Source organism: Bradyrhizobium tropiciagri, assembly GCF_018130505.1.
GTDB classification, from domain to species: domain Bacteria; phylum Pseudomonadota; class Alphaproteobacteria; order Rhizobiales; family Xanthobacteraceae; genus Bradyrhizobium; species Bradyrhizobium tropiciagri_B.
In genome coordinates this window covers 24,954-36,896 of sequence record NZ_JAFCKH010000021.1, presented here as the reverse complement: position 1 = coordinate 36,896, position 11,943 = coordinate 24,954, and the positions used below count along the sequence as shown (strand labels likewise).

The 11,943-nt window shown below is 65.0% G+C and carries 11 protein-coding genes and 1 pseudogene; 8 read left to right on the top strand and 4 right to left on the bottom strand.

Annotated features, from left to right (window positions below):
* The 6 genes and pseudogenes from JQ633_RS34565 to JQ633_RS34540 form a co-directional block, all read left to right on the top strand.
* Positions 1–210: pseudogene (locus JQ633_RS34565) on the top strand (protocatechuate 3,4-dioxygenase subunit alpha); the annotation flags it as partial.
* 146 nt (positions 211–356) lie between these two features.
* Positions 357–680: an ArsR/SmtB family transcription factor gene (locus JQ633_RS34560; RefSeq protein WP_211990301.1), complete on the top strand. Its 324-nt coding sequence runs from the start codon at positions 357–359 to the stop codon at positions 678–680.
* An 11-nt stretch (positions 681–691) separates the two neighbouring features.
* The gene (locus tag JQ633_RS34555; RefSeq protein ID WP_211990300.1) at positions 692–1,156 is read left to right on the top strand and encodes an SRPBCC domain-containing protein; all 465 of its coding nucleotides are present in this window, start codon (positions 692–694) and stop codon (positions 1,154–1,156) included.
* 21 nt (positions 1,157–1,177) lie between these two features.
* Complete coding sequence (locus tag JQ633_RS34550) at positions 1,178–2,014, top strand: shikimate dehydrogenase (protein WP_211990299.1); 837 nt, start codon at positions 1,178–1,180, stop codon at positions 2,012–2,014.
* 129 nt (positions 2,015–2,143) lie between these two features.
* Positions 2,144–3,313, top strand: a complete 1,170-nt coding sequence (locus JQ633_RS34545) for a Gfo/Idh/MocA family protein (protein ID WP_211990298.1) — start codon at positions 2,144–2,146, stop codon at positions 3,311–3,313.
* Positions 3,314–3,553: 240 nt separating this feature from the next.
* Positions 3,554–5,071, top strand: a complete 1,518-nt coding sequence (locus tag JQ633_RS34540; protein WP_211990297.1) for a tyrosinase family protein — start codon at positions 3,554–3,556, stop codon at positions 5,069–5,071.
* 79 nt (positions 5,072–5,150) lie between these two features.
* Here the strand turns inward: JQ633_RS34540 and JQ633_RS34535 are convergent, their stop codons facing one another.
* From JQ633_RS34535 to JQ633_RS34520, 4 genes are all read right to left on the bottom strand, one after another.
* Positions 5,151–6,461, bottom strand: a complete 1,311-nt coding sequence (locus JQ633_RS34535) for an ABC transporter substrate-binding protein (protein WP_211990296.1) — start codon at positions 6,459–6,461, stop codon at positions 5,151–5,153.
* A 231-nt stretch (positions 6,462–6,692) separates the two neighbouring features.
* Complete coding sequence (locus tag JQ633_RS34530; protein WP_211990295.1) at positions 6,693–8,249, bottom strand: MDR family MFS transporter; 1,557 nt, start codon at positions 8,247–8,249, stop codon at positions 6,693–6,695.
* 78 nt (positions 8,250–8,327) lie between these two features.
* Positions 8,328–9,500: an HlyD family secretion protein gene (locus JQ633_RS34525; protein WP_211990294.1), complete on the bottom strand. Its 1,173-nt coding sequence runs from the start codon at positions 9,498–9,500 to the stop codon at positions 8,328–8,330.
* Positions 9,493–9,972 carry a MarR family winged helix-turn-helix transcriptional regulator gene (locus JQ633_RS34520; RefSeq protein WP_211990293.1) on the bottom strand — a complete coding sequence of 160 codons (480 nt, stop codon included), beginning with the start codon at positions 9,970–9,972 and terminating at the stop codon, positions 9,493–9,495. The genes JQ633_RS34525 and JQ633_RS34520 overlap by 8 nt, the downstream gene beginning before the upstream one ends.
* A gap of 155 nt (positions 9,973–10,127) precedes the next feature.
* Between JQ633_RS34520 and JQ633_RS34515 the strand changes: the two genes are divergently transcribed.
* Both JQ633_RS34515 and JQ633_RS34510 read left to right on the top strand, forming a co-directional pair.
* Positions 10,128–10,613, top strand: a complete 486-nt coding sequence (locus JQ633_RS34515; protein WP_211990292.1) for a Fur family transcriptional regulator — start codon at positions 10,128–10,130, stop codon at positions 10,611–10,613.
* 209 nt (positions 10,614–10,822) lie between these two features.
* Entirely contained in the window at positions 10,823–11,779 is a 957-nt protein-coding gene (locus tag JQ633_RS34510) for a DMT family transporter (protein ID WP_211990291.1), read from the top strand.
* Positions 11,780–11,943: the final 164 nt, after the last annotated feature.

Genomic DNA, 11,943 nt, shown 5'->3' with positions numbered 1-11,943 from the left:
CTGCTCGCGGTATTCGCGCGCGGCATGCTCTTGCATCTCTACACGCGGATCTATTTCGACGACGAAGCCGGCAACGCGAGCGATCCTGTCCTCGCGCAGGTGCCTTCCGACCGCCGCGCGACGTTGATCGCCAGCAGGGTAGCGGGCAACGTCTACACGCTCGACATCCGCCTGCAGGGCGACGACGAAACCGTGTTCTTCGACGTGTAGCCGCCGGCGTAAGGCCGCCTCGCGCGCCACTCCCAGCCTTATTGCTCTGAAACCCGCTGTGCGCGCCTTCGCCGCAGCGGGTTTTGCTTGACCATGCGCTCCTAGTTATATAATAGATCAATTATATAACGGAGACGACATCAACCGTGCCCAATCTCGATGCTGCCTTTTCCGCGCTCGCCGATCCGACCCGCCGCGCGATCCTGGCCCGGCTCGCGCTAGGCGAGGCGACCGTGATGGAGCTGGTCGAGCCGTTCGACCTGACCCAGCCCGCGATCTCGCGGCACCTCAAGGTGCTCGAGGGGGCCGGCCTGATCGTGCGCCGGGTCGAGGGCACCAAGCGGCCGTGCCGGCTCGCGCCGTCCGCGGTCGCCGAGATCGATCAGTGGCTCGCGATGCTGCGGCGGGCGCTGGAAACCAATTACGACCGGCTGGACAGCGTGCTGGCCACCATGAAGCCCGAACAGTGAGAGGAAGAGTGATGAGCAAGCTGACGCTGACCACCGAAGGCGATCGCCACGTCATTGTCACCAGGCGCTTCGTTGCGCCGCCCGAAGCCGTGTATCGCGCGCACCTCGATCCGGAGCTGTTGCAAAAGTGGCTGCTCGGTCCTGATGGCTGGACCATGCCAGTCTGCATCAGCGAGCCGCATCCCGGCGGCAAAATCCGGTTCGAATGGACCAACGGCAAGGGCGGCGCATTTCACCAGACCGGCGAATATCTCGAACTCGAGCCGTTCAGCCGCATCGTGCATGTCGGGCGCATGCATCTGCCCGATCCGACGCCGGACAATCACGTCGAGACGCGCTTCACACCCGACGGCAGCGGCACCTTGATGACCATGCGGATGACGTTGCCGGACGCCGGGACGCGCGCGACGATGCTCGCGAGCGGCATGGAGCACGGCATGGAAGACAGCTATGCTCGGCTCGACCGCATGAGCTGAGCGCGGCCGATGTGAGGGATAATGCGCGACCGTTTCCTGACGGGTCTGATTGGATATCCGATCGCGCACTCCGCCGCGCCGGCCATGCATGAGCAGGCCGCGGCAGTGCTCGGCTGCCACGGCCACTACCAGCTGATCGAGGTGGCGGGCGCCTCGCGCGACGATCTGCGCGCGATGCTCGACGGCATCAGGCGGCTCGGCTTTGCCGGGGTCAACGTCACCTTTCCCTACAAGGAAGCCGTCGTCGAGCTGCTCGATGACATGTCGGCGGATGCGCGTGCGATCGGCGCGGTCAACACCATCGTCGTCAATGGCGCGCGGCTGGTCGGATACAACACCGATGCCTCGGGTTTTGCGCGCGCCATCAAGCCGCTGCTCGCCGCTACGCCCGATGGCGCGATCGCGCTGATCGGCGCCGGCGGCGTCGGCAAGGCGATCGCTTTCGCGCTAGCAGGACTTGGCGCCGGCGAGCTGCGCATCTTCGATGCGGATGCCGCCAAGGCCGCGCAGTTGGCGGGCCAGCTACGAGATCGCGGTGCGGTTCGCGCCATGAGCGTCGCGGCCGCGGTCGACGGGGCGGCCGGGCTCGTTAATGCGACGCCGGTCGGCATGCTGCCGAGCCGCGACACGCCGGTGCCGGACGCGCTGCTGCATCCGGCGATGTGGGTCGCCGACGCCGTCTACACGCCGCTCTGGACCCCGTTGCTGACGGCCGCGAAAGCAAGGGGCGCCGAGGTTATGACCGGGCGCGATCTTGCGATCGGCGCCGCGGCGGATGCATTCGCGCTGTTCACGGGCAGGACGGCGCCCGTCACTGCAATGGGAAATGCGTTCGACGCGGTGATGGCGGCGCGTTAAAGCGCGATGAGATTGGGTCGACATCGCGCTTTAGCTTTTGTTTGAGCATGATCCTCTCGGAAAACCGCTTCACACTTTTCCGGATCATGCTTTACGCTGCTCCAGCTTGAGGGCGCGGAGAGAATCCCAATGACAAAAATCAGGGTCGGTCTGGCCGGCTGCGGCTTCGTTTCGGAGCTGCACATGTATGCCTATCGGCGCGTCTATGGCGTCGACGTCGAGGTCAGGGCGGTCGCGGCACGCGGCGACCATGTGCTGGACTTCGCCCGCAGGCACGGCATTCCGAACGCCTATCGCAGCTTCGCCGAACTCGTCGCCGATCGTGATCTCGACGTCATCGATATCTGCACGCCGCCGAACCTGCACGCCGCGATGATCGTCGAGGCGATGCAGGCCGGCAAGCACGTGATCTGCGAAAAGCCGTTCAGCGGCTATTTCGGCCGCGACGGCGACAAGGCGCCGATCGGCAGGCATGTGCCGAAAGCATTGATGTATCAGCGCGTGATGGAGGAGATGGAAGCGACCCGCGCCGCCATCGAGAAGACCGGACAACTCTTCATGTATGCCGAGGACTGGATCTACGCCCCGGCGGTGACCAAGACCGCGGAGATCATCCGCGCGACCAGGGACAAGATCCTGTTCATGAAGGGCGAGGAGAGCCATTCCGGCTCGCACGCCGCGCATGCCGCGGAATGGGCAATGACCGGCGGCGGTTCGCTGATCCGGATGGGTTGCCACCCGCTGTCGGCGGTGCTCTATCTCAAGCAGGTCGAGGCCCGCGCGCGCGGCGAGACCATCACGGTCGCCAGCGTCAGCTGCGACGTCGGCAACGTCACCGCGATCCTCAAGCCGGACGAGCGCGCCTTCATCAAGGCGAAGCCGGTCGATGTCGAGGACTGGGGCACGCTGACTGCGACCTTCTCCGACGGCACCAAGGCGACCATCTTTTCCGGCGACATGATCATGGGCGGCGTGCGCAATTTGATCGAGACCTACACGTCCGGCGGCTCGCTGTTCGCCAACATCACGCCGAACACGCATCTGACCAGCTACCAGACCTCGGAGGAGAAGCTCGCCTCGGTTTACATCACCGAGAAGGTCGACCGCAAAACCGGTTGGCAGTTCGTCTGCCTCGAGGAGGAATGGACCCGCGGCTATCTGCAGGAGATCCAGGACTTCATGGAATGCGTCGCAACCGGCCGGGCGCCGCTCGCCGATCTCGCGCTGGCGTTCGAGACCACCAGGGTTAACTACGCCGGCTACTGGGCCGCCGACGAGGGCAGGCGGGTCACGTTCTGACCGCGCCGCCGCGCGCCGGCCATGGGAGCCGGCACGCACCTGCACGGGCTCCCGATCTGACGACATCAGTGTGACGCGCGGCGGAAATATCGATCTACCTCCGGCCTTTATTCCTTCTGTTTATCAACCGAAGAGTGTGGTATGGTCCGCGCGGCTTCGGCCGCGCGTGGTTCGCTTTCAAGCCAAAGTCTTCGCCGACGAATTTTGACAGGAACGCCTACTTTTCCTGAAGGAGCCATCATGCCTGCCGCATTCACGTCCTCTGCTCCGAGCAAAACCACTCCCGTAGCCGATCCGACCTGGTACGGCGACATCCGCTACATGTTCACCGACACCGACATTGCCCATATGGGAAACCAGAGCCTGGACCTGACCAGCTATGACGCGGTGGTCGCCAGCGCCAACGGGATCTACGGCCAGGTGTCCGCCGGCCTGATGCCGCCCGGCTCGCCCTGGTCCGCGGCATGGACGCAGACTTTCCTGAACTGGATGGTCGCCGGTTTCCCCAAAGGCACCGATACCGGCAGCAAGGTGGCGGTGGCGGCGCTGGCCGCCGCGGCGCCGGTCGGACGTATCAGAAAGGACATCAACGCGCTGCAGCCGCCGGAGATCGCGCTGCTCAAGCAGGCGTTTTCCGGAATCATGGCGAAGAATCCGACCGATCCGAACAGCTATTTCGTGCAGGCCGGCCTGCACTGGCTGCCGGCGCATCCTGGCCTGTGGTGCCAGCACCACGTGCCGGCCTACAATCCGTGGCACCGCGCGTTCCTGCTCGGCTTCGAGAACGCGCTGCGCTCAGTGCCGGGATGCGAGCAGGTCACGCTGCCCTATTGGGACATCACGACGCCGTTCCCGGACGTGCTGAAGAGCGCGCCGTTCGACGCCTACACGCTGCCGCAGGACATCGGCCAGGGCTACAATGCCGGCTACGTGACGAAGCGCTTCGCTTATCCGACCATCGAGGCCAATCTGGCGGGCTTCAACGTCACCGGCGACATCAACCGGGCCCTGAGCAAGAACAACTGGGAGGATTTCCACGGCTTGCTCGATAACCGGCCCAACAATACCATTATCTCGGCCCACGACTCCGGCCATGGCTCGATCGGACCGACGATGTCGGATCCGAACGCCGCGGCGTTCGATCCGGTGTTCTGGTTCTTCCATGCCAACTGGGATCGTCTGTTCTGGCAATGGCAGACTGAGATGAACGCCACCGACCTCCGCGGTTTGCTGACAACGATCGAAAGCGCCGCGAGCAAGGCCATCTTCACGGTGTCGGTGCTCGAGAGCATGACGCCGTTCACGCTGAAGACCGTCGATATCGTCGATTCCGTGAAGAGCCTCGATGTCGACTATCAACCTCCTCAAGCGCGTGTTGCCGAGATGAAGGTCGCAAAGCTGCAGCAGTCCGCATTCGCCGCCAAGCCGTTCCGCGTCAAGACCGACATGGTCGACGTCTGCGTCAGCGGCATCAACCGGCTGAAGATTCCCGGCAGCTTCACCGTGCATCTGCTGAAGGACGGCCAGCCGATCGCGTCGCGGTTCTTCTTCCAGCCGACCGAAGCCGAAAAATGTTCGACCTGCGTCCAGAACGCGACGGTTCACTTCAACTTCGAGCTTCCGCTCGATGCGGTGAAGGACGGGCAATTGTCGGTGCAGGTCGAGCCCGTCGACAAGAGCTTCGTCGGGGCCAACTTCCCGTCCAAGATGATGGGCAATCCCAAGGTCGATGTTCGCTTCCTGCTGCACCACGATTGATCGGCGTCAGCGAGCGAGCCTTGTGCGATAACGCCGGAGAACGGGGAAGACGCGGCGATGCGTCTTCCCCGTCGCCATTTTACGAGCCGTAGACCGAGCCTTTCGGCAGCGGGAACACCGGGTCCTGCGTCCTGATGTTGGTCGGCCACACCACGGTGATGCGCTCGCCGGCGTTCTGCATCACGACCGGGGTCGAGCGCTCGTTCTGGCCGGCGAGCTGCGTTCCCGGCTTATAGAATTTCACGCCATAGCCCTGGATGGTGCCGCCCGGCGCGATGTCGACGTCGAGCGCGGCCTTGCGGATCGCCTCGGGATCGAAGCCGCCGTACTTCTCCTTGGCGACCGGCAGCACGTTGTTGAGCAGGATCCAGGTCTGGTTGAAGCCCATCGAGCAGTGCGGCGGCACCTCGGTTGCCTTGGTCTTCTCGCGATAGCGCGCGACCATCACCTTGGTGAGATCGCCGACCCCGGGTGCCAGCTTGGCCGGATCGAGCAGTTGCGCCGGCACCGGATCGATGTTGCAGAAATTGTCGATGTCGGCGCCGAACGTCTCGCGCAGCTTGTCGAGCTGGCTGTAGCCCGCGCCGGCGCCGAACAGCATCTTGAACTTCAGCCCGCTCTCGCGCGCCTGGCGCAGGAACAGGGTGATGTCGGGGTTGTAGCCGGCATGCGAGATCACGTCGGCCTTGGCGCGCTTCAGCTTGGTGACCAGCACCGACAGGTCGGGCGCGGAGGCGGAGTAGCCTTCCTTGAGCACGATCTGCAGTCCCGCCTCCTTGGCGAACGCCTCGTCCGCCGCCGCGACGCCGACGCCATAGGGGCCGTCCTCGTGGATCAGCGCCGCCTTGACGTCCTTCGGATCCATGCCGAGCTTGGCCTTGGCGTGCTCGGCGATGAAGCTGGCAAAGGCCTGGCCGTACTGGTCGGAATGGATCTGCGCGCGGAAGACGTATTGCAGGTTCTTGTCCTTGAACACGGCGGTGGAGACCGCGGTGGTGATCCACAGGATGCGCTTCTGCTGCTCGACCTTGGCGGACAGCGGCACCGCGTGCGAGCTCGCGAACACGCCGTTGAGGATGTCGACCTTCTCCTGATCGATCAGGCGGTTGGCCTCGTTGATGGCGACATCGGGCTTGCTCTGGGAATCGACGTTGACCGGCGCCACCTTGTACTTGCCGCCGACGCCGCCCTTCTCGTTGACGAGATCGATCGCGATCTGGGTGCCGATCGAGGAGGCGACCGAGCCGCCGGCGGCGAACGGGCCGGTGAGGTCGTAGATACAGCCGATCCGTACCGTCTCGGCCTGTGCCTGTGCGCGTGTCCAATCGAAGCTGAAAGCAGCGGCGGCAGCCGCGGATGTCTTGAGCAGCGTCCTGCGTGACGTCGGCATCGCGTCCTCCCCTGAAGCCCGTCATTGGTGACGGGCATTGATTTTTTCGGGAGTATTGGGAGCGGGCGGGGGAAAGTCAACGCGGCGGGCGGGTGCCGCGGCTTGCTCCTTGGTAGGGGGAGCATCGAGACTGTGGTCGCCCGGCTTGACCGGCGACCCAGTATTCCAGAGGCAGTCGTTGTTGAGCCGACAGGCCGCGGCGATGACACCGCGAATGAAGGCCCGCCGCGTTTACTCCATCACCGCCGCATGATCCGGCGGCGCCTGCTGGCTGCGCAGCGCGGCCTTGGTCGAGCCGATCATGATCGCGAGCGGGATCGAGACCAGGATGAACAGCATCACCAGATGGTAGTCGTGCGAGAAGGCGATGATCTGCGACTGCGCCGCCACCATCTTGTCGGCCATCGCGCGGCCGGCGTCGCTGTTGAGGTTGATCATCCTGGAGACGTCGGGCATCTGCAGCGCGTGGTTGAACGGATTGATCTGCTCCGACAGCTTGGCGTAGACCCGCCGCGAGCCCTCGGTGAGCTGCGCGATCACGATCGAGATGCCGACCGAGCTCGCGACGTTGCGCAGCAGCGTCAGCATCGAGGTGCCGTCGGTGCGCAGATGGCCCGGCAGCGTCAGGAACGCCACTGTCGACAGCGGCACGAAGACGAGGCCGAAGCCAAAACCCTGGATCACGCTGACGACGATGATCTCGCTCGCCTGCGTCATGTCGGTCCAGCCGGTCATCCGGAACAGCGAGGCCGCGGTCAGCGTCAGGCCGGCGATGATCAGCGTGCGCGCCTCGAAATAGCGCATCATGCGGCCGACCAGCATCATCGCCACGAAGGTGCCGAAGCCGCGGCTCGCCAGCAAGAGGCCCGCGGTGATGATCGGATAGCCGATCACGTTCTGCAGATACGGCGAGGACAGCGCCATGGTCGAATACAGCACGAGGCCCATCACGGTCATGAACACGCAGCCGCCGAGGAAATTCCTGTCCTTGAACAGCGCGAACTGGATGAACGGCCGGTTGGTCGTCAACGAATGCGCCATGAAGAAATAGAAGCCGACCGCCGCGACGATGAACTCGACCATGATCTCGTTTGATTCCAGCCAGCCGAGCTGCTCGCCGCGGTCGAGCGCGAGCTGCAGCGCGCCGATCCCGACCGCGAGCGCGCCGAAGCCGAACCAGTCGAAGCGCAGATTGTGGTCCTGCCTGGTCTCGTCCATGAAGATCGCCAGCCCAAGCACCGTAATGGCGCCGAACGGCAGGTTGACGAAGAACACCCAGTGCCAGGAATAGGTCTCGGTCAGCCACGCGCCGAGCGAGGGTCCCATGATCGGGCCCATCATCACGCCCATGCCCCAGATCGACATCGCCTTGGCGCGCTCATGCAGCGCATAGGAGTCGAGCATCACCGCCTGCGACAGCGGCACCAGCGCCGCGCCGAACACGCCCTGCAGCAGGCGGAACAGCACCATCTGGTTGATGTCCTGCGCGAGGCCGCACAGCACCGAAGCGAGCGTGAAGCCGGCCGAGCAGATGATGAAGATGCGCTTCCGGCCATAGCGGTTGGCGATCCAGCCGACCGGCGCAGTCATGATCGCCGCCGCGACGATGTAGGAGGTCAGCACCCAGTTGATCTGGTCCTGCGAGGCCGACAGCGAGCCCTGCATATAGGGCAGCGCGACGTTGGCGATCGTGGTGTCCAGCGCCTGCATGATGGTCGCCGTCATGGCGCAGATCGTCACCATGTTCCGGCGCATGCCGGGGACGGCGGATGGTGACGGTGCGGTCATTCAGTTCGGTCTCGGTGTGTCTGTTGCGGGAGAAGGGGCGCACTTTCTCTGTGGGCGGCAGTTCGGCCGCGTCTCACGCTATTCCTGGCCACTATGCGCCGCCGCGGGCGCCAGCCCGAGCAGGCCGGCCAGCGTGCGGCGGTGGTTGGTGTCGATCGTGGCGTAGACGCTCATGCCCGCCTTCAGTCTCTTCACGAACGGATCGTCCGGGTCGAAATAGATGCGGACCGGCACGCGCTGCACCACCTTGACGAAATTGCCGGTGGCGTTCTGCGGTGGCAGGATCGCGAACTGCGCGCCGGTGCCGGGCGACAGCGAGCCGACCTTGCCCTTGAAGACGTGGTTCGGGAAGGCGTCGACGTCGAGCGTGACCTCCTGGCCGACCGCGACATAGGTGAAGTCGCTTTCCTTCGGATTGGCATCGACCCACGGGCGGTCGACGTCGATCACCGAGAACACCGGCGAGCCGGCGGCGACGAAGCGGCCGAGCTGGATCTGGTCGACCTGGGTCGCAACGCCGTCCATCGGCGCGCGCAGCACGGTGTTGTCGAGGTTGCGCTGCGCGTCGTCGAGCTTGGCCTTGGCCTGGGCGTAGGGCGGGAATTGCTCGATCGGCAGATCGATGTCGCCGAGCAGCTGGGTCTTGTCCTTGGAGATCTGCTGCTTGATGTATTGCGCGAGACTCTCGGCCGTCACCTGCGCGTTGGCGGCGTTGTCGAGGTCGAGCTGCGAGCCGAAATTCTGCTTGGCGAGCGTCGACTTGCGGTCGACGTCGCGCTTCTTCAGCTCGATGCTCTTATCGGCGAATTCGAGCATCCTGGTGTTGATCTTGATGTTGTCGACCAGGTTGTCATAGGTGGTCCGGGTCTGGTCGAGCGCGGCCTTGGCCTGCGCGAGCGCGAGGCGGAACGGCACCGGATCGATTTCGAACAGCTCGTCGCCCTTCTTGACGTGCTGGCCTTCCTTCACGATGACCTTGTCGATCTTGCCGGAGATTTCCGGGGTGATCAGCACCTTCTGCGCGCCGACATAGGCGTCGTCGGTGCCGACATAGCGGCCGCCATTGAGATAGAACACGATGCCGCCGATCGCGGCGATGGTCGGCAGCACGACCAGCAGCAGCACCCGGCGATAGCGCCGCATGCCCGCCATCAGGCGGCGGCGCGGCGCGCGGCTGGCCTTGCCCGCCGGCGCGACGGTTTCCGGATTGCTCTTCTGCTCCGGCGCCAGTTTGAGGACGGGTTCAGCCATAGCGTTGTTCCTTTCGGGAGGACTCGCCGGCTGGGCTTTGGATGGCATTGCGGACGTTTTCCTTGATCTGTTCCAGTTGGGTCAGCAGGCGGTGCGCATCCGCGGGGCTGATGCCCTCGAGCGCGGTCGCCGTGAGTTCGGAGCGCAGGCCGGCCAGCTTGCCGAGCAGCGGGCGCGCGGCCTTCTTCAGATAGAGGCGGTTGACGCGGCGATCGTTCTCGTCGCTGCGGCGCTCGATCCAGCCATTGTCGCAGAGCTTGTCGATCAGCCGGGTCAGCGTGATCGGCTGCACCTCGAGCAGTTCGGCGAGCTCGGTCTGCTTCATGCCCTCGCTGCGCTCGACCTTGGCCAGCACCGCCCATTGCGCGCGGGTGATGCCGTAGCGCGCCGCCTCCTTGTCCGCGTAGACGCGGATCAGGCGAAACAGCTCGCCGAGCGTAAACATGAAGTTCGCGTCCACCGGACCGCGCATGGGCCTGCCTCCATAAGCTTTGGATATTATAAGCTTGCTTATGATTGCTTCACATCCCCTTAACGGGTGGCAGCCCCGCCCTCCGCACATGGCTGCGGAACGGGCCGGCGCGGGCGGACTTTGGGAACAGGCGCAAAAATGCTACATAACAGGCGATGAGCCTGGCCAAGCCGACATTTCCCGCCCCCGATCACGACCACGGCCGCTGCGCCGCGGACGCGATGGCTCATGCCGAGCAGGTCTGCGCGCGCCGGACGCAGAAATTCACCCCGATCCGCCGCCATGTGCTGCAGGCGCTATTGTCCAGCCACCGTCCGCTCGGCGCCTATGAGGTGATCGACGAGCTCGCCAAGTCGATGCCGCGCCCGGCACCGATTACCGTCTACCGCGCGCTCGACTTCCTGATGGAGAACGGCCTCGTCCACCGCATTGAGAGCCGCAACGCCTTCCTCGCCTGTGCCCACGACCATGACGAGACCTCGATGGTGGCGTTCCTGATCTGCGACCATTGCGGCTCGGTCGGCGAAATCCCGGCCGCCCCCGTCGCGCAAAGCCTCACGGCCGCGGCGCGGGCCTCGGGATTCATCCCAAAGCTTTCCGTCGTCGAGATCGCCGGCACCTGCGCGCATTGTGCGAAATGATTGACCCGCGCCACCTTCGAGTCACCTCGCCCCGCTTGCGGGGAGAGGTCGAAATTCGCGCTAGCGAATTTCGGGTGAGGGGGACACTCCGTGGTCTCACCTCTATCCAATTTGCGGAGCCGGCCCCTCACCCCGACCCTCTCCCCGCAAGAGCGGGGCGAGGGGGCTCATAACAACAACACGCCGATAAAACCGGCCCGCGAGGAACCATGTCGACCCAAGCGATCTCAGCCAATGCAGCAAGGCCCGTCACCGTCGGGCACGGCCTGCCGCCGGGCGCCATCGCCATCATGCTGATGCTGTGCGTGAGCTGGGGCTTCAACCAGCTCGCGGTCAAGCTGGCGCTGCCCGACGTGCCGCCGATGCTGCAGGCGATGATCCGCTCCGCCGGCGCGCTGCCGGTGATGCTGATCGTCGGCTGGCTGCGCGGCGTGAAATTCTTCAAGCACGACGGCTCGCTCGTTCCGGGCATCGTCGCCGGGCTGATGTTCGGGCTCGAATTCGTCCTGATCTTCACCGGGCTGGTCTTCACCTCAGCGTCGCGCGCGTCGGTGTTCCTCTACACCGCGCCGTTCTTCGTCGCGCTCGGCTCGCACCAGTTCCTCGGCGAGCGGCTCTCCACCGTGCAGTGGAGCGGGCTGGCGCTGAGCTTTGCCGGCGTCGCGCTCGCCATCGGCGTGCCGCAGCCCAATGTCGACGCCACGGTGCTGCTCGGTGACCTCTTGGTGGTCGGCGGCGGCGCGCTGTGGGCGGCGACCACACTGGTCGCCAAGGGCACGCGCCTTCGCAACGCCGCGCCGGAAAAGGCGCTCGGCTACCAGGTCGCGATCTCGATCCCGATTCTCGGCCTCGCCTCCTGGATCGCCGGCGAGCGCATCGACCACGTCCCGAGCGCGCTGTCGATTTCGCTGCTGGCCTACCAGGCGGTGTGGGTGGTCGGCTGCACCTTCGTGATCTGGTTCGCGATGGTGAAGACCTATTCGGCGAGCAAGCTCTCCGCCTTCACCTTCGTGACCCCGCTGTTCGGTGTGGTCGCGGCGTATTTCATCATGCACGACACCCTGACCCCGGTGTTCGGCGTCGCCGCGCTGCTGGTGATCGCCGGCCTCTATCTCGTCAACAAGCCCGACCCGAAAGTGACGCCGGATCCGAACGTGCCGGCGTGACGGCAGCCCCGGCCACATCCCCACCCACCGCTGTCATCGCCCGGCTCGACCGGGCGATCCAGTACGCCGCGGCCTCTCGGCTCAAGCACTTACTGCCTCTGGAATACTCGATCACCCGGTCAAGCCGGGTGATGACGCCGCGTTGTGTGGTGAACGACGCGCCA